This is a genomic window from Nostoc sp. (assembly GCF_036917235.1).
Lineage (GTDB): Bacteria > Cyanobacteriota > Cyanobacteriia > Cyanobacteriales > Nostocaceae > Nostoc.
Map to the genome: position 1 here is coordinate 32,273 of NZ_JBALDU010000015.1, position 24,305 is coordinate 56,577.

The following is a 24,305-nucleotide window of genomic DNA, read 5'->3' on the forward strand; positions in this document are numbered from 1 at the left end:
TAAATAAATTTCACCCATATTTTTGCTCGAATTTTTTCATAAATGATACTAGCGCTTCAACTCCTTCAGGCGGGAAAGCGTTGTAAATCGAGGCACGCAGACCGCTAACTGAACGATGACCTTTTAAGCCTTCAAAGCCTGCGATCGCGGCTTCTTCAACAAATAGTTCTTCCAGTTCCTCTGAGGGCAGTCGGAACGTGACGTTCATCATGGAGCGCGAGTTGGTATCGGCATGACCGCGATAAAAGTCTGATGCATCAATGACATCATAAAGCGATTTCGCCTTCGCTTCGTTTTCGCATTGCACCGCAGCGAGACCGCCTTTATTTTGGAGCCACTGGCAAACAAGGCTGATGATATAAATGCCGAAAGTGTTTGGCGTGTTATAAAGCGACTTATTTTCGATGTGGGTGCGGTAATCAAGCATCACAGGCAAACCATCAGGAATGCGATCCAGCAAATCGTCGCGGATGATGACAAGCGCGACACCACTGGTTCCTATGTTCTTTTGCGCTCCAGCATAAATAAGTGCGTACTTATTGATGGGTATTGGTCGCGAGAGAATGTTGGATGAAGCATCGGCGATCAGTGGTACATTGCCAACAGAGGGTTCCGTTTTCCACTCCGTGCCGAAGATCGTGTTGTTCGTGGTTATGTGGACGTAAGCAGCACTATCATCAAGCTTTAATTCATTCTGTTGGGGAATGCGTGAGAAGTTGTTGTCTTCTGTCGTTGTCACGATGTTGACCCTACCCACACGCTGGGCTTCTTTGACAGCCTTTTTTGACCAGGTACCGGTGACGATATAGTCTGCGCTTTTATCCTTTGCAAGCAGATTCATTGGAACCATCGAAAACTGCAAGGAGGCGCCGCCGTGCAAAAAGAGAACGTTATAGTTCTTCGGGATTCCCAGTAGTTCGCGCAAGCTACTTTCTGCACTTCTAATAATTCGATCGAATGTTTTGGAGCGATGGGTGAGTTCCAGAATTGACATACCCACTCCGGGCAAAGCCATAAGATCGCGCTGCACCTCTTCCAACACTGGCAACGGCAACACTGCTGGGCCGGAGTTAAAGTTAAAAACTCTTTTAGTCATGGTTTGTCTCCTACCCGATCGAGGTAAATTCCCAGCCGTTCGGCTAAAAACTGAACGTTAGGTTTGCGGACGATCGCGTAATGATCGCCAGGAATATTGTGGATTTCTACGCCGCCAGCAGCTAGCTTACTCCAGTCATGGCTGAGTGGTGCAACTTGTTCGCTAGCACACAAGAAGGTAATTCGGTTAGGATAAGACTGAGGTATATAGCTATACAAGGCTTTGAGATTGGCTCTGAAAACCTTGAATAACTGACGCATCTGCTGTAAGCCAAAGTCTGGCGATAAAATATTCAGCATTTTTGCTTGTTCTAAAATGTAATTCAATTGCTCCTCTGGTTCGAGTTGCTGCAATTTATCAGCTGAAATTGAGAGTTTTTGTCCAAAAAGTCCGTCTAAATATTTGGCAAGAGAGACTAAGAGCATAGCTTCATTAATTTCTTTGGGCTTGTTCGTGGCGATCGGTACATAGCTATCGATCAAGGCAAGCAGAGCTACTTGATGTCCTGAAGCATATAACTGCCGTGCCATCTCAAAAGCAATGATGCCACCTAAAGACCAACCGCCAAGATGGTATGGCCCTTGAGGCTGAACGCTTTGCAATGCCTGAATGTAGCAGGCTGCCATCTCCTCAATTCGGCTCAAAGGTTCTTGTTCCCCATTTAAACCCAGTGACTGCAAGCCGTAAAATGGTTGTTCTCGTCCTAAATAACGAGCTAAATCCATATAGCAGAGGACGTTACCGCCACCTGGGTGAATGCAGAAGAAAGGCGATCGCTTTCCAAGTGGTTGAATTGTTACCAAGGGAGACGAAGAGCGGTAATCTATTGAGGAGCGAAGAATACTTGCTAGTTGTTCAATAGTCGGGCTTTTAAAGAGTGTCGCTAGGGGCAGAGTTTTGCCAAACTGCTGCTGAATTCGTGCCATGAGACGGACAACCAAAAGGGAATGTCCGCCGAGATCGAAGAAGTTGTGCTGGACGCCAATGGGACGTGTACTGAGAACATCTTCCCAAATCTGCGTCAGTTGTAATTCTAAGGTGTCGCGGGCTGCAACAAAACTAACTTCTTGAGAAATGGCAATATCTGGTATAGGCAACGCTTTTTGGTCTACCTTGCCGTTAGGGGTCAAAGGTAGGGTTTCCAACAACATAAAGGCATTAGGTATCATGTAATCAGGCATCTGCTGCTTCAAAAAGCGGCGCAGTTCACTGACAAGCAGTTGTTTATCGTGGGGAACAATATAAGCTACTAGGTGCTTGTTAGCAAGTTGGTCTTCACGAACAGTGACAACTACCTCTTTTACCTCTGGATGTTGTGCCAAAACTACTTCAATTTCTCCGAGTTCGATGCGGAAGCCGCGAATTTTTAGCTGATTATCGATTCGTCCCAGGTATTCAATATTACTGTCCGGAAAATAACGTGCCAAATCCCCAGTTTTGTAGAGGCGACCAGAACCAAAGGGGTTGCTGATGAATCTTTCAGCCGTTAATTCATCACGATTGAGATAGCCTCTTGCCAACCCCACGCCACCGATGTGCAACTCTCCTGGCACACCCACAGGCACTGATTGCAAATTTTCGTCTAAGATGTAAATTTGGACATTGGCGATCGCCTTACCAATAGATATTTTCTCGTCATCAGTGCATTTGCCAATCGTGGCACAGACAGTAGCTTCCGTTGGCCCGTAGGCGTTGAAGAAGTTTCTGCCAATAGACCATTGCCTGACTAGTTCAGCAGCACAAGCTTCTCCAGCTACAATTATTGTTTGCAGTGCCGGAAGTTCCTCTACAGGCATAACTGCTAACGCCGATGGTGGTAAGGTTATATGGGTAATGCAGCGATCGCGTAATTGCTCAATTAATGGTTTCCCTGGCAATAGAGAGTCTTTTGTTCCCAAATAAAGCGTTCCACCTGACCTCAGCGCCATTACGACTTCCCAAATAGAAGCATCAAAACTGAAGGAGGCAAACTGGAGAACGCGACTATTAGAGTCTAAGCCAAAAGTTTCAATCTGAGCTTGAGCTAAGTTGCATAATCCCTTATGCTCAACCATGACACCTTTAGGTCTACCTGTAGATCCTGAAGTATAAATCACATTAGCTAGATGAAAAGCTTTGACTCCAGTGATGGGATTATCTCGATTGTTTTGGGCAATTTGTGACCAGACTTCATCTAAACAGACTTGTTTTACTTGATACTCAGGAAGTCTTTCAATAAGTCGTTGTTGAGTCAGCAGCACCGAAACTTGAGCATCTTCTAGCATGAAGCTCAAGCGTTCAGTAGGATACTCTGGGTCAAGTGGTACATACGCTCCACCAGCCTTGAGAATCCCCAAAAGTCCGACCACCATATCTAAAGAACGTTCTACACAAATACCCACCAGCACATCTGGTTTTACACCCAATGAGCGTAAGTAATCAGCCAATTGATTAGCACGACAATTTAATTGGTAGTAAGTCAGTTGTCGATCTTCAAATACTACTGCCATAGCATCCGGGGTACGAGCAACCTGCTCCTCAAACAACTGATGGATACATTTATCGAAAGGATAATCTGCTTGAGTATCATTCCATTCCACCAATAGCTGCTGTTGCTCACCCGCTGTCAGCAGGGGTAATTGGGAAATTCGTTCTTGAGGATTAGCAACAATTGCTTCCAGCAACGTTACAAAATGACCAGTCATTCGTTCAATTGTGCTGGCATCAAACAAATCAGTGTTGTATTCCCATACTCCTACCAGTCCAGTGCTTGTACTGAGCGTAGTCGTTGGCGAAGCCTCTGCCTTAGCAGAGGTGGCAGTGTTCTGCATGATTAAAGTTAAATCAAACCTTGAAGTTGTACCTTTTATTGGCAATGTACTAACAGTGAGCTTAGTCAATTCTACTTGTGATGTGGGTGCATTCTGGAGGACAAACATTACCTGAAACAGTGGTGTATGGCTGAGGTCGCGTTCTGGCTGCAATGCTTCCACCAGCATTTCAAAGGGCAAATTCTGATGGGTATATGCGGACAATGCAACTTCTCGAACACGAGTCACCAATTCGCTAAAGCTCGGATTGCCGGCCAAGTTGGTACGCATCACTAAAGTGTTGACAAAAAAGCCAATCAACCCTTCTATTTCACTGCGATCGCGGTTTGCAATTGGCGAACCCACCAAAATATCTTCTGTACCTGTGTAGCGGTAAAGTAGCGTGTCATAAGCTGCCAACAGCGTCATGAACAAGGTGACTCCTTGTTGCTGACTCAGTTGTGTAAGATCGCCAGTTAACTTCTGTGAGAGTGCAAACTCTTGATATGCACCGTTGTAAGTTTGCACAGATGGCCTGGGTCGGTCAGTGGGTAACGACAATAAAGCTGGTGCATCTTTTAGTTGTTGCTGCCAGTAACTCAGTTGGTTTTGCAGTACATTTCCCTGCAACCATTGTCTTTGCCAAATTGCGAAATCTGCGTACTGAATCGGCAGTGGCGTTAACGATGGAGATTGACCATCAGAATAAGCATTGTACAGTGTCGCTAATTCTTGAACAAACACGCCCATTGACCAACCATCAAAGACAATGTGATGTATACACACTAATAAAACGTGTTCTGTTTCAGACAACACTACTAATGTTGCTCTGATTAATGCTTCAGTTCCCAGGTCAAAGGGTCGTTGCGCTTGCTGTTGTGCTAATTGCTGCAAAGCAATTTCTTGTTCGGTTGTGGATAAATGCTGATACTCAACAACACAGACTGCCCAAGTAACCTCTGCTTGTATAATTTGAGAAGGTTTTCCATCAACCGTGATGAAGTTGGTATGTAACGCTTCGTGGCGAGCAATTATTTCTTGTAAGCTTTGTTCTAAGGCAGTTTGATCGAGAGTTCCGACTAGACGCAAAGCTATGAGTAAGTTGTAGGAGGAACTGTTCGGGTTTAACTGGTCTAAAAACCATAGCCGTGTTTGAGCAAATGACAGTGGTAATTCTGCATCCCTTGTCCTTGGTAAGATGGGTTGTGTAGAAAGTTCTAAATCCTGGTGTTGCAACCGTTGAATGCTTTGAGACAATTGGGCAATTGTTGGTGCAGCAAATAAATTACGCAATGGCAGTTCTACTTTCAAGCTGGTACGCACGCGGGAGATGAGTTGCGTTGCTAGTAGCGAGTGTCCTCCAAGTTCAAAGAAGTTATTATATATACCCACCTGCTCTACTTTTAGCACTTGCTCCCAAATTACTGACAGGATTTCTTCGATTGGGTTACGTGGGGCAACATACTTGTCTGATAATTGGCTGTGTAAATCAGGTGCCCTTAATGCACGACGGTCTAGTTTACCGTTGGGTGTAAGTGGTAAAGCTTCTAAGATAACGATCGCACTTGGCAGCATATACTCTGGTAACTTTGACTTCAGGAAACTACGTAGAACGCTGACTGTAAGTGTTTGCTCTTTTTGAGGCACAATGTAAGCGACTAAACGTTTGTTCCCAGGAATGTCTTCGCGGGCAATCACACAAGATGCCTGTACATCACCATGTTGGCTCAGTACTGCTTCAACTTCGCCTAATTCGATGCGGAAACCACGAATCTTGACTTGATTATCTATGCGTCCTAATGATTCGATGTTTCCATCAGGTAAATAGCGTGCTAAATCCCCAGTTTTATAAAGGCGATCGCAATTAAAGGTTTCCCCTCTGCTCTCCTGCTCCCTTGCTCCTCTGCTAAAAGGATTAGGAATGAATTTCTCTTGTGTTAACTCCTTCCGATTGAAGTAGCCTTGCGCTAAAAGGACACCAGCAATGTATACTTCTCCTGGTACACCAATCGGTACAGGCTGTAAGAACCTGTCTAGGATGTAAATTTGCGTGTTGGCAATCGGTCGCCCAATCGGAGGAAGTAGCGGCCAAGTCTCTACTGAATTATTTAGGATAAAACTGGTGGCTACATGGCTCTCTGACGGTCCATACTGATTTTGCAATGTACAATCAGTTAATTTACTGAACCACTCAGAAATAGCCGGAGTAATCTGCAACTGTTCCCCAGCAGTAATGATTTCTCTCAAATGACTATTAACTAATTCATTACTAACAGCGACTTCAGCTAGTTGCTGTAAGGCAACAAAGGGGAGAAACATTCTTTCTATTGCTTTTTCTTGGAGAAAACCTAATAAATTTGAGGTATCGCGGCGTAATTCTTCCTCAATTAAGAACAATGTGCCTCCAGAACACCAGGTAGTAAAAATTTCTTGGAAGGAGACATCAAAGCTAATAGAAGCAAATTGCAGGGTTTTAGCCCCACGAGCAATTTTCAGATTTTCTCGGTGCCACAATATATGGTTGCAAAGGGCAAGCTGATTCATGGCTATACCCTTGGGTTGACCTGTAGAACCAGAAGTATAAATTATATAAGCTAAGTTATTTGCTTGTACTGAAGAGATAAGATTGTCCTGACTGCACTGGGAAATCAATTCAGCGTCAGTATCCAAACAAATAAGCTGTGCTTGATAAGAAGCAGGCGGACTCAAAACCTCCTCTTTCCCTTTGATTGAAGCTCCATCCCTTGTGTGTGGCTTTTCTCCTCTGCTCCCTGCTCCCTGCTCCCCTGCTTTTTGACTTGGGGGCAATCGGTCAAGGAGTGACTGCTGGGTAAGCAATACTCTTGCTTGAGTATCTTCTAAAATAAAGCTCAAACGCTCAGTTGGATACTCTGGGTCAAGTGGCACATAAGCAGCACCAGCTTTGAGAATCCCCAGTAGTCCGATAACCATCTCTACAGAACGCTCAACGCACAGACCAACCAGCATCCCTGGTTCCACGCCTAATGCTTGCAGATGGTGCGCTAGCTGATTGGCACGGGTATTCAACTCTCTGTATGTTAGCTGTTGGTCTGCAAACACTAATGCGATCGCATCCGGTGTTTGTTCTACCTGTTCTTCAACTAGCTGATGGATACATTTATCCTGGGGATAATCTACCTGGGTATCGTTCCACTCCACTAGTAACTGATGCCGTTCCGAAACTGATAAAAGAGAGTAAGATTCATAGCGCTCAGAATGTTGAGTAGCCATTGCAGCGAGAGTTTTGGTGTAATAACTGCCGATGGCTCTTACCTGTTCTTCACACAACTCGCTGGTTTCATATTCCAGCAACAGCTTTACTTGGGACGAAACCACATCCAAGCCAAAGTTAGCTTGAAAAGTAAAATTTGTTTTTTGAAAAGTCTTCCTATCTAATTCTTCTAAACCTGCGAGTCCTAAGATGTTCTGGTAGACGTGAAAATGCACAAAGTTAAAAGCTGCCTCAAATAAAGACTGTCCACCAAGAATTTTCTGCAATTCAATTAGGGGATAGCGTCGGAAAGGAAGAAATTCTCGTTCAGCTTTGAAGGTTTCTTGCACGAGTTCTATCCAAGTACCCCCTAATAAATTCAAACGAAATGGTAAAGTATTGAGAAATAGTCCCAGTACCCGTTCTCCATCGCTTTCCTCTGGTCTACCATTAGATACTAGACCAGTAACTACGTCTTGCTGATTGCCCAAAACGCTTAACACCTTCAAATGTGCAGCCAACAAAACACTTTTCAAAGGAACTCCGGCTGCTCGTGCTAGCTGTTTCAAGCCATCAGAAACTTCAATCGGTATGCTCACATCCATTTCACCGGATTGCTCAACTTGAGGTGAACGGTAGGCTTCTGGCCAGCGAGGGATTTTTGTAATATTGATGTCGCTGAGTTTCTCAACCCAGTATTGTCGGCACTCCTGTGATTCTAAGGTAAGTCGCTCTAGAGCCACAAAATCTCGGAAAGCGATCGCAGGCGGTGGAGCGAAAGTCAAGGTTTCTTGGTTGAGTAGGAACAAATACCGTTGCCACAATTCAGTCCGAAATGAAGCCAAGCTCCAGCCATCGAACATAGCATGGTGAAAGCTCAGGGTCAATTGAAATGTTTCATCAGTGTAGCGATGAGCATGAAAACGCAACAGCGGCGGACAAGTCCAATCAAAACGCTTTGCCTTTTCTGCTTCAAACCAAGTATTGAAAACTATTTCCTGTTCTGTAGTAGACAGATGACGTAAATCTTCTACTTCTAGGGGAATACAAACTGTTCTATGAACCAATTGCAACATTTCCCTGAAGTTGCTAAGGTCGCAAGAAGTACGCAGGATGGGATGACGCTCTGCAAGGTCTTGTAAAGCCGTCCGCAATATTTGCTCGTTGAAAGTAACTCGTACATGGCGACTGCTGACATCGTGATAAATTGAAGATTCGGGATTATACTCGCTGTGGAAAATCATTCCTGCTTGGAGTGCAGTTAGAGGATAGGCATCTTCGACATCTGATGGCAAATGAGTGCGATCGCGATCGCAAATCAGACTAAATGCTTCTATTTTCGGTGTAGAGAAAGAACCAAGTTCATCCCTAACTAAACGGCTCAACTGATAAATTGTCTGATATTGAAAGATTTGCGACAGTGAAAAATTCAGACCAAGTTGTTTAGCCTTAGCCAAAACCTGGATGCTTCTAATAGAGTCTCCTCCCAAATTAAAGAAGTTGTCATGGATGCCGACCTGTTTTAGGCCAAGAACATCAGCCCAGATACCAGCTAAAAGTTCTTGCTCTGGAGTATAAGGTGCTACAAACTCAGATTCCAGTTCGGGTCGTCTTTGGTCAGGAACAGGAAGACTGCCGCGGTCTATCTTGCCGTTGTGTGTTAAAGGTAGAGTGTCTAAAATCACAAAGGCAGAAGGAACCATGTATTCTGGTAGTTTTTGCCTGAGAAATTCACGTAGCTGGCTAGTAGTGAGTGTTCGATCGCTAGGAACCACATAAGCAACCAAACTTTTGTTCCCCAGAATATCTTCTCTAGCAATGACTACAGCTTGTTGAATTTGGGGGTAGCTGTTGATAACTACTTCTATTTCACCTAGTTCGATACGGAAACCACGAATCTTTACTTGATGATCTATCCGACCAAGGTATTCTATGTTGCCATCTGTTAAGTAGCGGGCTAGGTCGCCTGTTTTGTAGAGACGTTCTGATTTGCCATCAACAAAGGGATTTTGGATAAATTTTTCTTGTGTTAATTCTGGGCGGTTCAGGTAGCCTCGCGCTAAACCATCACCACCAATATGTAGTTCTCCAGATATGCCTATGGGTACTGGTTGGAGGTGTCTGTCTAGGATGTAGATTTGGATGTTACTTATGGGCTGACCAATCGGGACTATTTGTAAATTTTCTTGGGGTTGACATTGCCAGAAAGTGACATCAATCGCTGCTTCTGTAGGCCCGTAGAGATTATGCAATTCACATTCGAGTTTGGAGAAGAAGCGTTGAATAAGTTCACTGGGTAATGCTTCTCCACTACAAAATACTCGCTTCAAGCAACTGCAATTGCCAAGGTTGGGTTCTTGGAGAAAAACTTGAAGCATGGATGGGACAAAATGTATTGTCGTAATTTGTTGTTGAGAAATTAAGTTAACTAAATAAGTAGTATCTTTATGCCCTTCTGGTACTGCGAGTACAATCCTAGCTCCAGTTAGTAACGGCCAGAAAAATTCCCACACTGACACATCAAAACTGAAGGGAGTTTTTTGCACAACGCGATCGCTACTGGTTAATTGATAAGATTGTTGCATCCACAGCAACCGATTGTGAAGTCCTTGATGAGTATTCATTACTCCCTTGGGTTGTCCAGTAGAACCAGAAGTGTAAATCACATAAGCCAAATTATCCGATTTCACCTCAGGATTCAAATTATCCTGACATTGTTGCTCAATTCTCCCCCAATCAGTATCCAAACAAATCACCACTGCGGTATTTGGCGGCAAAGATGACAATAACTCCTGTTGAGTCAACAACACCTCAACACCCGAATCCCTTAACATAAAACTTAATCGTTCTGGAGGTAATCGCGGATCGAGTGGCACATAAGCCGCGCCAGCTTTGAGAATCCCGATCAGTCCTACCACCATCTCCAAAGAACGTTCAACGCATAGACCAACCAACACCTCTGATTTGACATTGTTCGCTTGTAGGTGGTGTGCTAATTGATTAGCGCGGGTGTTCAACTCTCTGTAAGTTAGTTGCTGGTCTTCAAACACCAGTGCCACTGCATTCGGAGTTAGTTCTACTTGTTCCTCAAACAATTCATGAATACATTTGTTTTGGGGATAATTTACTTGGGTGCTGTTCCACTCTCCTAACTGGTGTAACTCAGCTTTAGTTAATATAGGTAATTCGGAAACTCGCTGTTGTGGATCGGTAACAATCCCTGTCAGTATTGTTTGGAAATGCCCGACCATGCGATCGATTGTGGTTGCATCAAACAAGTCGCTGTTGTAATTAAACTTTCCTTCAAGTTCCTGCTCTGTTTCCTTTATCGATAGAGTTAAATCAAACTTGGTAGGAAAGTTTTCGATTTCCAAAGGAGTTAGGATGAGACCAGGGAGTTCTAATTTTTCAGGAGGCACATTCTGTAAAATGAACATCACCTGAAACAACGGATTATAGCTTAAAGAACGTTCTGGCTGTAAAACTTCTACCAATTGCTCAAACGGCACATCTTGATGCATATAGGCATCCAAAGCTACCTGTTGCACTCGTTGCAGTAATTGCTCAAAACTCGGATTGCCCGCACACTGAATACGCAGTACCAATGTGTTAATAAAGAAACCAATTAGGGACTCAATTTCATTGCGATTACGGTTAGCAATTGGGGAACCAACGATAATATCTGACTGATTGGTGTAGCGTGAAAGTAAAGTGACGAAGGCAGCCAACAAAGTCATAAACAAGGTTGTCCCAGACTGTTGGCTGAGTCTTTTGAGCTTTTGAGTGAGGTGGCGATCGAGTTGAAAAGATTGTGTACCACCTCGAAAAGTCTGAATTGGAGGTCGCGGTCGGTCAGTAGGCAATTCCAGTAGTGGTGGTGCGCCGGCTAACTGTTGCTTCCAATAGTTGAGTTGAGTGTCCAGTACTTCTCCTTGAAGCCACTGTCGCTGCCAAATAGTGAAATCGGCGTACTGTATGGGCAACTCCGCTAAAGGTGTACCCCTTTGGGGAAGCAAGCTACGCGTAGCGTCTGTCTGCGACACGCTGCGCGAACGCAGAGAAGGCATTCCTTTTGAGAAGGACTGATAAAGTACAGACAATTCGCGGATGAATACCGCCATCGACCAGCCATCAGAAACTATGTGATGCATAACGAGCATCAGCACATGGGAATTTTCTGACAACCTGAGCAGGGTAACACGCAGTAATGGATCGTGTGCTAGGTTAAACCATCGTCCAGCTTCTTGGGTAACTAACTGTCGTACCTGTGCTGACTGTTCAACTTCTGTTAACCCTTGCAAGTCCACTATTTGCATATTCACTTTCTGGTTGGAGTGAATGATTTGAATTGGGGAGCCATTCACCATCTCGAAGTTGGTACGCAACGCTTCGTGACGCCGGACAATTTCTTGCACAGCGGCCTCTAACGTGCTTACTTGAAGCGACCCAATTAAGTGCCAAACAGTTGGTATATTGTAGGTAGATTTATCTCCCTCCAGTTGGTCTAGGAACCAGAGTCGTTGTTGAGCAAAAGACAGAGGAATTGCCCCATCTCGCGCGATCGCCCGAATAGGTTCAAGATGACGATGTTCGGCTGGATTGCCTTGGTTAAGAAACGCCAAGATTTCTGCTTTGCGTTGGGCTAACTGAGTTTGCAAGTCTAGCGTCAGCTTTCCTTGAGGAGCATTACAGCGTAGGCGAGCGCCTTCAACCGAAATCTTTATATCCAAAGTGCAAAGGTAAGACAAAAACTCTTCTATAGATTTCATAGCTCTACTTCCTCTCAGTTGCCCGACTTTTTCAGAAAATTAGTTTGTAATATCATGTCCGTATAATTAGTTATGATCTCCACAGTCATTGCACCCCACCCCCACCCCCAGCCCCTCCCCGCCTGCGGGGAGGGGAGACAAAGCATAGCTTTGGCGGGGTGGGGTTCTTCAGGTTTAATAAGTAATCTAGTGGACATGATATAACTGTTTCAATATTGAAGAAATCCTTTGAATGTGCTTAAAATTCAGCTACGATCGGCATCGGAACACTGTTACTAATTAAAGATGGTAATTGTTAGCTTTTAAATGTATACTTTTTTGCAACTTCCCCAAGCTAAAACTGTTGAGTCTATTCAGCTTAAATCAATCGTGCTTTCTGTTTTTGTAGCTTGCTCTTTTCTTCGTTCCAACCATAACAAGTACCCTGCTAGGACAATCGCCAGCATTATAATTGGCACAAAAAAACGAAAACTCATCTGCACACTTTCCACCAATGCTTCAATCGGTGCTTCTGTAATATCAGTTTTAGGGGCAAGATTTGCGTTTATAGTAGTCAAAAATGAAAACAGAGTACCTGTGAGTGCTAAACCAGTTGTCTGACCTAATATATTTGACAAAGACAACAACCCTGATGCAATGCCTAACCGTTCTGGAGGCACAGATCCCATAACGGCGCTGCTGTTCGGTGAAGTAAACATTCCCAACCCCACTTGCAGCAGTATCATCCTGAGAATAAAGCCTAGTACAGTTAATTGAGTATCAAAGGTGCTGATAGCTAAGTACCCAAACACGACCAACACTAGCCCGATTAAGCTAATGATCCGCGAGCCAAAGCGGTCAGACAGAGTGCCAGCAATAGGTGCAATCACTGCTGTGAAAATAGATGTTACTGCCAGCAAAAATCCTGTCTGTTGGACTGAGTATTGTTTAACCAATTCTAGAAAGAAAGGTAAAATAAAAATCATACCTGCCATAACGGCAGCCACTATTAAACGCATTAATAAGCCGAAACTTAACTCTACAGAGCGAAAAATTTTCAGATCGATCATTGGCGAGTTACTGCGGGTTTCTACAATGAGAAAGCACCATAAACTAATCGCTGCGATCGCTAACAGAATCAGCGCTATTGGGGAGCCAAAACCCTCATTCTGGACTGTTGTCATACTAAATGCGAAGCAGCTTAATGTCACCGCTATGAGTATTGCTCCAGCTATATCAAAGCTTTTTTTAGCTTCACGCCTCACCGAATCTGGTACGGTTAGAGCGACAATTAAAATAGCAATTATACTGATTGGCACATTCACCAAGAAGATTAAACGCCAGCCCACCAAACTAATCAACAGCCCTCCTACTGATGGGCCGCTGGCAACACCTATCCAGTTAATCCCGTTAATAATGCCCAATGCACGTCCACGCTCCTCTTTTGGGAACACTTCTGCGATAATTGCCGATCCGATGACTCCGATCAACACCGCTCCCAATCCCTGGAGTACTCGAAAGCCTATTAAAAAGCCGATATTTGGTGCAGTTCCACAAAGCACAGAGCCAATGGTGAACAGAATCAGTCCACCCAAAAACAACCACTTTTTGTTCCACATATCTCCTAGACGCGCTGCAATCAGAATAAAAGCAGCGCACACCAATAGATAACTTAAGGAAACCCATTGAATGGTAGCAAAGCTAGTGTGCAGCGATTGGATCAAAGTAGGAAGGGCGAGATTGACAATGTTGATATCCACAGTGCATACAAACGCACTCATGCCAATAGCCAACATTACCCACCATTTTTTTGATGCTCCTGGGTTTGTCAGATCCTTAGATTCCTCTTGTGTGCTTTGCATGGCTATCTTTTATTAGTTATCAGAAAAATGTGTTTAAAACCCCGTGCTTCCAGCACGGCTTTAAAGTAATGATTCTGGAGTAATGAGTAATGAGTGGATGAAAAATGGGTATTTACTCATTACTTATTACTTATTACTTATTACTCATTACTCCAGACTTACGCTTGATAAAGATGGCAAAGGTTTAGGTTTCATAGCTCTACTTCCTCTCGATTATTTGACATTTCTAGCGGATTAGCCTGTAGCTGTTTCATTATGGAATGAATGCTGTCAATTCTTTTTGCCAATTCAGCTATAGTTGGTAATTCAAATAAACTGCGTAAGGGCAACTCTATAGAGAAGGCTTGGCGCAACCGTGAAAAGACTTGAGTAGCTAGCAGGGAATGTCCTCCCAATTCAAAGAAGTTGTCGTAGATGCTGACTCGTTCTAATCTTAAGACTTCAGACCAGATGGCAGCTAAAATCTCTTGGGTGGCGTTATCAGGTGGAACAAAGCTTATTGACTGGCTGAGACTGGAAGCATCTGGTACGGGCAAGGTGTGACGGTCTACTTTACCGTTGGGAGTTAGGGGGATTGTCTCCAAGCTGACGAAAGCACTAGGCACCATGTAATCTGGCAACTTCTGTTTAAGATAATTACGCAATGTACCCAAAGTAGGAACTTGCCCTTTTTGCGGTACGAAATAGGCTACTAAGCGCGGGTTTCCCGGTTGGTCTTCGCGAAGAATCACCACTACTTCCAGTAGTTCAGGGTGTTGACTTAAAACTGCCTCGATTTCTTCAAGTTCGATGCGGAAACCGCGAATTTTTACCTGATTATCAATTCGACCAACAAACTCTAGGTTGCCATCAGGTAGATAGCGGACTAAATCTCCTGTTTTGTAGATTCGAGAACTTGGCCGATCGTTGAAGGGATTTCGGATAAATTTTTGAGCCGTTAAAATTGGGTCATTCAAATAACCAAGGGCAAGACCGGAACCACCAATATAAAGTTCGCCTACTACACCTATAGGGGCTAAATTCCCCATTTTGTCCAGGATATAAACTTCTGTGTTTGGCAGTGGTCTGCCAATTGGGATAGAAGTTTTGTTACTCTTTTGACAACGCCAAGTAATGGATGATGGCCTTTCTGTCGGCCCATACTGATTGTAGAGGTCAGCACTGAAATTATTCATAAATGCTGCCATTAAATTAACTGTTAACTTATCACCTCCTGTAATAACCCGGCGTATAGATTTGCAAGTGGTAAATTCTTTTTGCTCAAGCAGCATTTGTAACATTGGAGGTACAAACCTAGCGATGGTAACTTGTTCTCGATTAATCAGGCGAATCAAATAATCAAAATCACTCGTTCTTTGCGGATGTCCGATAACAATTCTGGCTCCAGTTAAGAGTGGGATGAAAAATTCCCACACAAACATATCAAAACTGATATTTCCTAATTGCAGGATGCGGTCATTTGATGTGAAATTATGAATTTTTTGTGTTCTATCAACTCGACTAATGACACCTTCATGCGTCATTAAAATACCTTTGGGTTTTCCTGTTGACCCGGAAGTAAAAATTACATAAGCTAAGTTATCAGATGTTACTTTGCTAACTGGATTTTCTTCATTTTGTTGGGCGATCGCTTCCGAAATTGAATCCAGACAAACCACTTTCGCGCCACTTGGTGGTAAATTCTCAACAAACTGCTTTTGAGTTAACAGTACTGATGCCTGTGACTCATTTAACATATAAGCTAAACGTTCTTGTGGATAGGTAGGATCTAACGCCACAAAAGCCCCACCTGCTTTGAGAATTCCCAAAATTACCGCAGCCACTAAGAGCGATCGCTCTAAAAAAATACCCACTAAAACTTCTGTTCCAACTCCCAAGGTTTGTAAGTGGTGCGCTATTTTGTTGGCACGGCAATTTAATTCTCGGTAAGTCAGTTGCTGGTCTTCAAATACCACTGCTACTGCATTGGGATTTCTCTCCACCTGTTCCTCAAACAACTGCGGAATCAGTTGATCGGGATACTCTGCTGTTGTCTTTTCGTTCCACTCTACCAGTAATTGATGTTGCTCCGCTGCTGACAGTAGAGGCAATTCCCATATAAGTTGCCCTGGATTGGTTGCAATACCTGCCAACAAAATCTGCAAATGCTCTACCATGCGGCGAATTGTCGTCGCCTCAAACAAATCGCTATTATATTCCAGTACTCCCGTAAGCCCGTCTTTTGTCTCCGACATCAACAGAATTAAATCAAACTTAACGGTGACATTGTTGATTTCCAAGGGAGTCAAACTTAGATCGGGCAGTTCCAGTTTCCCTAACGGTGCATTCTGCAAGATAAACATTACCTGGAACAACGGGTTATGGCTTAAAGACCGTTCTGGCTGTAAAACCTCTACCAGTTGCTCAAAGGGTACATCTTGGTAAGCATAGGCATCCAAAGCTACTTGGCGCACCCGATTCAGTAACTCTTCAAAACTCGGATTGCCTGAAAGGTCAGTACGCAATACCAGAGTATTGACAAACAAGCCAATTAGTGGTTCAAGTTCTGAACGATTGCGGTTGGCGATCGGAGTGCCAACAACAATATCTTCCTGATTGCTGTAGCGTGACAGTAAGATGGCAAACCCTGTCAGTAAAGTCATAAACAGGGTTGCTCCTGATTGTTGGCTCAGGCGCTTGATCTGTTGAGTCAGGTGATGATTGAGTACAAAGGACTCGCTATTACCTCGAAAAGTCTGAACTGGAGGATGTGGGCGGTCGGTAGGTAATTCCAGTAGTGGCGGCGCTCCAGCTAACTGTTGCTTCCAGTAGTTAAGTTGAGTTTCCAGTACTTCTCCTTGAAGCCACTGGCGCTGCCAAACAGCGAAGTCTGCATACTGTATAGGCAACTCTGGTAAGGGTGTACCCCTTTGGAGAAGCAAGCTATAGCTATGCGTAGCGTCTGTCTGCGACACGCTGCGCGAACGCAGAGAAGGCACACCTTGAGAAAAGGCTTCGTACAGTGCAGATAATTCCTGCATAAATATGGCGATCGACCAGCCGTCGGAGATGATGTGGTGCATCACCAGCAGCAGCACATGAGATGCTTCCCCCAGTCGCAGTAGAGTGACTCGCACTAAAGGAGCCTTTGATAAATTAAAAGGTCGTTCAACTTCCTCAGCAATTAACCGTTTCACCTCATGGAATTGCTCTTTTTCTGATTGCTGTAAGTCTATTACTGATAGAGTTAAGCTTGGGGTAGAGGCGATCGCCTGGACTGGAGACCCATTCACTATGGGGAAGATAGTACGCAAGACTTCGTGACGGCGACAAATTTCGTGCAAAGCCATCTCCAGGGCGGCTAGGTGGAGACAACCATTAACACTCACGGCAAATGGTATGTTATAAATACTACTGCCAGACTCAAGTTGATCTAAAAACCACAGTCTAGTTTGAGCAAAGGACAAAGGCAGTTCTTGAGAGCGAGACACAGGCTCTATCGGAAACGCCATTGGGCTTTTGTGATTGTGGCGAGCAAGTTCAACCGACTCACTAAGCTGGGCTAAGACAGGCGACTCAAATAAACAGCGCAGAGGCAACTCTACACCAAAGGCTTGACGCAACCGTGAGATGACTTGAGTGGCTAGCAGCGAATGTCCCCCCAATTCAAAGAAGTTATCGTGGATGCCGATTTGTTCTACTTTCAGCACTTGCGCCCAAATTTGTGCCAGCATTTCTTCAATGGGGGTGCGTGGGGCGACATATTTGTCTGCGCCGCTTTGTAAATCTGGTTTTGGTAAAGCGCGGCGGTTTACTTTCCCACTAGGAGTTAAAGGTAAGGACTCCAAAATGACGATCGCACTAGGCACCATATATTCTGGTAGCTGGTGCTTGAGGAATTCACGTAGTTGGTAGGTTGTCAGCGATCTATCAGTAGCAGCTAGATATGCTACTAAGCGTTTATCACCCCTGTTATCCTCTCTGGCAACGACTACAGCTTGTTGTATTTGTGGGTGGGTGTTGAGGACTGTCTCAATTTCTCCGAGTTCGATGCGGAAGCCGCGAATCTTGACTTGGTTATCGATACGACCAAGGTATTCTATATTGCCGTCATCCAAGTAGCGCACTAGGTCGCCTGTTTTGTAAAGGCGTTCTGATTCATCATCCGAGAAGGGGTTTGAGATAAATTTTTCATTGGTACGCTGCAAGTCATTAATATAGCCCATCCCTACGCCTATACCTGCTATACAAAGCTCACCAATTACTCCTACGGGAACAAGTTGTAAATTTTGATCCACTATATGGAGCTTGATATTGGCAAGAGGTTTGCCTATGGGTATGGATTTATTTAAGAAATCTTTTGGTTGTTCTACTGTATACGCTGAACAAACATCTGCACATTCAGTCGGTCCATAGCTGTTCACTATTTTGGCAGAACAATATGGAGAGTTTTGCCAACTTAACAAACTAGGAATGGAAATCGGTTCTCCACCCAGAAATACATATCGTAGCGATCGGGTTTTGGCAAAACTATCATCGACAGATGTCAGGATTGAATAGAAAGTACTAGGTGTACAATTAACCCAAGTTACTCTCTGCTTGGATATCACATCCAAAATATAACTGGGGTCAAATCCATCGGGAGGTAAGTTTAATATTCCACCTATGATTAAAGGCGCAAATATATTCTTGTGAGTTAGGTCAAAACTTAAAGATGAAATCAGTATTGTACTGTCTTTTGAGGTGAATTGGTAATCTGTAACCAACCAATTGACCAAGTTAAGAAAACCACGATGGTATACACCTGCTCCTTTAGGCTTACCTGTAGAACCCGAAGTGTAGATTACGTATACTAAGTTACCGGATGTTGCGGTATTGACAGGGTTCGAGTTGCCGTTTTGCTCTATTGTTTCCCTGTCGCTGTCTAAGCAGATAATTGCACTATGCTCAGGTAGTTTGTTGACTAAATGCTGTTGGGTGAGCAGCACTTTAACTTGAGCATTTTCTAGCATAAAACTCAAGCGGTCTTGAGGATACTCAGGGTCAAGTGGCACATAAGCACCACCCGCTTTGAGAATACCCAACAGTCCCACCACCATATCTAATGAACGCTCTACACAAATTCCCACCAGGGTATCTGCTCCTACACCCAATGAGCGCAAGTAGTTTGCTAACTGGTTAGCACGGGTATTCAATTCATGATAAGTGAAATGTTCATTCTCAAAGACTACCGCCACAGCATTCGGGGTACGTGCTACCTGCTCTTCAAATAACTGATGGATACACTTGTCTAGTGGATATTCAGCTTGGGTGTCATTCCACTCCACCAACAACTGATGTTGCTCTCTTTGTGTTAGCAGAGGCAGTTCGGAAACTCGCTGCTGTGGATTAGTAACAATGCCTTCAAGCAAAGTTACAAAATGCTTTGCCATCCGGGTAATTGTAGCTTGCTCGAATAGGTCAGAGTTGTACTCTAAACTTGCAGTCAGTCCTTGCTCAGTCTCCGTCATTAACAGAGTTAAATCATATTTAGCTGTCGGGTTTTCTATTTCTAGGGGAGTTAAAGTCAAACCGGGCAATTCCAATTTTCCAGGCGGCGTATTCTGCAAGACGAACATCACCTGAAACAGTGGGGAGTAGCTGAGGTTTCTTTCTGGCTGCAAAGCTTCTACCACTTGCTCAAACGGCACATCTTGGTGAGCATAGGCATTCAAAGCTACTTGGCGTACTCGTTGCAGTAACTCCCAAAAGCTGGGATTAAGAGAAACGTCAGTACGCAACACCAAAATATTGACAAAAAAGCCAATGACAGATTCTATTTCACTACGGTTGCGGTTGGCAATTGGGGAACCAACCAGAATGTCTTGTTGATTGCTGTAGCGCGATAGTAAGATGACAAAGCCAGTCAGCAAGGTCATAAATAAGGTTGCGCCTGACTCTTCGCTTAGGCTTTTGAGTTTTTGAGTCAGATGATAATCTAGCCCAAAGTGTTTAATGCCACCACGGTTTGTCGGCATTGGTGGGCGTATGCGGTCGGTCGGAAGTTCCAACAGGGGAGGCGAGGCTGCTAATTGTTGCTTCCAATAGCTCAGTTGAGTGTCCATGACTTCCCCTTGAAGCCACTGCCGCTGCCAAACAGCAAAGTCTGCATACTGGATGGGCAGTTCTGGCAAGGGAGAAGACTTTCCAGTAGAAAAAGCTGCGTACAAAGCTGTCAGTTCGCGCCATAAAACACCTTCAGACCAGCCATCAAAGGCAATGTGATGGACACTCAGGAGTAGTACGTGTTTATTTTTACCTAGCTGCACTAAGGAAGACCGTAATAGCGATCCTTGTTCTAAATCAAATGGTTGTTGAACTTCGTTCTTGACCATTTGCAAAACTTGAGTTTCCCTTTCAGGATCTTGCTGAAGATCCACTACAGGTAAGGTCAAGCTGAGATTAGGAGCAATTACTTGAATAGGCTTGTTTTTTGAAGCTAAGAACGTAGTCCGCAATGCTTCATGGCGTCGGATAATTTCGTTGAGACTATGCTCTAATGCAGAAATATTTAGCAAACCCTGAAGGCGAAAAGCAAAGGAGACATTATAAGTGGAGCTGTCTGGCTGCAACTGGTAAAGGAACCATAATCTTTCTTGAGAAAAAGACAAAGGCGGGTGTTCATTCCGAGATACAGGCATCAAAGCTGGAGCTTGATTTTGTAAATCGAGAATGGTTGCGATCGCTTGCCAGATATTTTCTCTTGTTTTGGTTGAATTGTTTGGTTCTAATGGATTTATTTCAGCAGAATAGCTCATTGTAGTCTTCTCGCTTCAGGTTTTTAGGAACACGCTGGATTGGGTTTTGCGAAAGAAGCCTGTAGTGACATAACCTGACTTTTTTCTAAAAATTATTAGTTTTGTTTTTTATCGATCAATTGAACAACAGTTGCTATACTTTGAAAATTTTCGGAATTAATGTCATTCATTTCAAATTTAATATTAAAAGTATAACATCTCTACCTCAATTATTAAGGCTTATGAACTTCACTATAATTAAAAAATGACTATTTAGTTAATAATTTTAAAATTAAATTTAGGCAAATTAAAAGCTTTTAAGAAAGTAGCTTTCTGGAAATTTTTCAGTAATCATCACGATCGGCTTTTTGTTGGAAATAACTCGATAAGTACGAGAAAGCATTTTATCTTCTCTTGCTATATTAAAAAACTCAGATAAGTCCTCAGCTGTTTCTATAGCTGAATCGATTATTTCTTTAAAGGTCTCTAGTTTATGTTCTAACCAGACTCTACCCATTGGTTCTTGGGATTTGATTAATCTGTCTTTCAACTTGGTATCTAATCTTTCAGGTACAATCAGAGATTCAGCGTAAATAAAATTATTTAGGCTAATCTTGCCTTGTAATAATATTTTTCTCTCAATTACTTGAGTGTCAATATCCAAGCCTAAAGCTGGAATAGATTTTGTAATGACTAGTTTTTCCGATAATTTTACTAACTGAATTTTTTCTAATAAATAAGCTTCTAATATTTCTGTCAATGTGCCATCAGTTGTTAGTAAAATTCTTTGAAAAGAACTTAGCTTAAGTGGTTCGATATGCCTCTTTACCAAGGATTGATGCATAATTTTCTTTTACATTGTATGTATATTTTATTGCTTTGATGGAAGAAATTTTTTAAATTTGTATTGTCCCCAGTCCTCACTTGAAATTAAACATCAGCTGTAGTCATTGACTAGTATCTTTAATGGCTGTTTCTACTAACTGTTTACGAATTTGAGCAAGCAAGCCACCATGCTTTACCATTTCAAGCATCTCCGTAGAGGGAGGTGTAAACTGTACAATACCAGATGGGGTTTTCACTAATCCTTGGCTTGGTTCGAGATCAATAATTTCCCCTTCCAAAGCGGGTAAAGAGTCGATTTCAATTGCCAAAAGTCCAAGGTTCCAAGAATTACGAAAAAAGATGCGTCCAAACCTTGGAGCAAAGACAGCAACAACGCCAGCGGCTAGTAATGAACTGACTGCTTGTTCGCGAGAACTGCCAATTCCAAAGGTATCGTCACAGCTAATTACGTCACCAGGTTTAAAAGTTGCTGCTAAACCTGGCACCATATTCTCGAATACATGAGTAGCAAGTTCAGATGGGTCTGTAGACGCGTGCTTATATCGTCCGGGAATAATATCATCGGTAGACACGACACCAAAGACTTGACGCACGCGTAAACTTTGATAAATGTGACTCATGATAAATCTCCTGTTTTAGGTATTTCCCCATGAATGGCTGTATGTGCAGCTACTAGTGGTGAAGCAAGCCAAATTTCTGCTTTGGGATTACCCATGCGACCAAGAAAATTACGATTCATGGTGGACAAGACGCGATCGCCTGATGCAGGTATTGTTCCCTGAGTTCCCAGGCAAGAACCACATCCAGGTGGAGTCACAATTGCACCTGCACGTACTATAGTTTCTACATATCCCAAACGCAGAGCTTCAAGATATACTGTTTGCGAACCAGGAGTCACTAAACAATGGACTCTGGAATGAACTTTTCCGCGGGCAAATACCTCAGCTACTTCGGCCATATCTTCCAAGCGGCTATTAGTACAGCTACCAATAAAAACGTAGTTAACTTTTTCCCCGCGACATTCGTCTAAAGGCACAGCATTTGATGGCGAATGTGGTTTAGCAATGAACGGCGGTAAGTCACTGATGTCAAGCCGAAATCGTCTCGGATCTCCTTCCTCTGGTAGATTTATCGGTTCAAGATTATATGTATTATCTAGACCCGCTGGCAGGAATGAGCATTTAGCCCCAAGTTCAACAGCCATGTTTGCAATAGTTGCCATAGAATCAAGGCTGAGTGTGTCTAACCAATTACCGCTCCATTCAATAGACTTGTAAAGAAATGGTTTTTGTCCTAGTTTTAATAGAGTATAGAGCATCACGTCTTTGGCACGGGTATGCTGCTGGGGAACGCCATAGGTTTCAATCCAGGCTGTTTCTGGTACTCGCAGCCAAGTCTTACCAGTGATCATCGCCGCGACTATATCGGATGCTCCCATCCCTAATGCCAGACATTGCAGAGCGCCACCAGTACAAGTGTGAGAATCGGAACCAACGACAATTGTTCCAGGTTCAAACCATCCTTCTTCCAAAGCTACAACGTGACTGATACCCGTACCAGCTTTGAAAATACATAAACCTAATTTTTCGGCAAAATCTTCGGCTTCGCGCAAGCGATCGGCAATTTTGATATCAGGAGCCAAAACCGAATGATCGAAAAATACGCCGATGCGTGATGGATCGAATACCTCGGTGAAGCCATTCTCAGCAAACAGTTTACGAATTGTTGGTGAGTTACCATCTTGAAGATAAACTCGATCTACTGCAACTGTTACAAGTTCACCTGGTGCAACGCGATCGCGATTGGCATGGTTTGCAATAATTCTTTCAGCTAAAGTCATGCTACACGTTCCTTGGAAATACGAAAGTAGATATCCCGCAGTTGTTCGGGGCTAACAGAGCCACCTTGTTCGATTGCTAAGGCACGTACTTGCCTTAAACAATGTCCTAATTGGGTTTCATCAACTGTTACGCCTTGCTCTTGCAAAACATGATTTAAGATTGCCCGCCCAGAATGCTTGCCAAGGATATACTTGCGTTCTCCTCCGACTTCTTCGGGTGCAAAAGGCTCGAAAGTTTTGTTATTTTTCAGCATCCCCTTTGCATGAATGCCCGATTCATGGGCAAAAACATTGTCACCAACAATTGGTTGCCAGGGAGTTATTTTTTGTTTGCTTGCCTGAGCTACTATTTCACTCAGCTGACGTAGACGAGAAGTAACAATACCTAAATCCTTGCCGTAAAGCTGCTTGAGCGCTAGGGTAGTTTGGGCAAAATCGGGCATCCCTGCACGTTCGCCGATTGCGTTGACAGTGACATGAAAATAGCGTGCGCCAGCATTCAAACCTGCTAGAGTATTGGCTACAGCCAGACCAAAATCATTGTGAGTATGGCATTGAACATCTATGGAAGAAACCTTGACAACGCTTTCGACACGTTCAGCATAGGCTTCAGGTGTGAGGATACCGATGGTATCAGAAAGGCGTAGGCGATCGGCACCGGCTTCAGTAACGATGCACGCATATTCTTGCAAAAACGGAATTTCAGTCCGACCAACATCTTCAGCGCTAATTGATACAAAAGCACCCCGGTCTTTTGCGTATTTAATGAGATTTTTTGCTTGCTCTAATAACCAGTGGCGATCTTGACCTATGCTGTCCTTCAAATGCACATTGGATGTTGGCAAACCTATATGAACAGCCTTAAATCCAATATCTAATGAAAGAGCTACTTCTTCTTTTACACCTCGGTTCCAAGCGACTAACGTGGCATCACTACCACGAGCAATCATTGTTTTCAAGGTGTCTAGTTCTTCGTCACCCATTGCAGGAATTCCTGCTTCAATCCAGCGCACTCCAGTAGCTACGAGATAATCGTGAATAGCTAGCTTACTAGCCTTGGAAAAAGCAACACCTGCTGCTTGTTCACCGTCTCGTAAAGTTGTATCTTCGAGGATAATATCGTTTCTGATCATTGGT

At 43.6% G+C, this 24,305-nt stretch carries 8 protein-coding genes; all 8 read right to left on the reverse strand.

Going from position 1 to position 24,305, the window contains the following annotated elements; all coding sequences use genetic code 11:
* Positions 1–10: 10 nt before the first annotated feature.
* A complete protein-coding gene (serC, locus tag V7K44_RS05195) occupies positions 11–1,096 on the reverse strand; it encodes a 3-phosphoserine/phosphohydroxythreonine transaminase (protein ID WP_334929295.1) in 1,086 nt (361 codons plus the stop codon).
* Positions 1,093–11,886, reverse strand: a complete 10,794-nt coding sequence (locus V7K44_RS05200) for an amino acid adenylation domain-containing protein (protein ID WP_334929297.1) — start codon at positions 11,884–11,886, stop codon at positions 1,093–1,095. Before V7K44_RS05200 ends, serC begins: the two co-directional genes overlap by 4 nt.
* A 353-nt stretch (positions 11,887–12,239) precedes the next feature.
* Positions 12,240–13,727 carry an MFS transporter gene (locus V7K44_RS05205; protein WP_334929299.1) on the reverse strand — a complete coding sequence of 496 codons (1,488 nt, stop codon included), beginning with the start codon at positions 13,725–13,727 and terminating at the stop codon, positions 12,240–12,242.
* A 191-nt stretch (positions 13,728–13,918) separates the two neighbouring features.
* Entirely contained in the window at positions 13,919–20,503 is a 6,585-nt protein-coding gene (locus V7K44_RS05210) for an amino acid adenylation domain-containing protein (RefSeq protein ID WP_334929300.1), read from the reverse strand.
* A 286-nt stretch (positions 20,504–20,789) separates the two neighbouring features.
* Positions 20,790–21,326, reverse strand: coding sequence for a chorismate--pyruvate lyase family protein (locus V7K44_RS05215; protein WP_334929302.1), 537 nt, complete (start codon positions 21,324–21,326; stop codon positions 20,790–20,792).
* Between the two features lie 103 nt (positions 21,327–21,429).
* Positions 21,430–21,948, reverse strand: a complete 519-nt coding sequence (locus V7K44_RS05220) for a LeuD/DmdB family oxidoreductase small subunit (RefSeq protein ID WP_334929304.1) — start codon at positions 21,946–21,948, stop codon at positions 21,430–21,432.
* Positions 21,945–23,168, reverse strand: a complete 1,224-nt coding sequence (locus V7K44_RS05225; RefSeq protein ID WP_334929306.1) for a 3-isopropylmalate dehydratase large subunit — start codon at positions 23,166–23,168, stop codon at positions 21,945–21,947. Before V7K44_RS05225 ends, V7K44_RS05220 begins: the two co-directional genes overlap by 4 nt.
* A complete protein-coding gene (locus V7K44_RS05230; protein WP_334929308.1) occupies positions 23,165–24,301 on the reverse strand; it encodes a homocitrate synthase/isopropylmalate synthase family protein in 1,137 nt (378 codons plus the stop codon). The genes V7K44_RS05225 and V7K44_RS05230 overlap by 4 nt, the downstream gene beginning before the upstream one ends.
* Positions 24,302–24,305 lie beyond the last annotated feature (4 nt).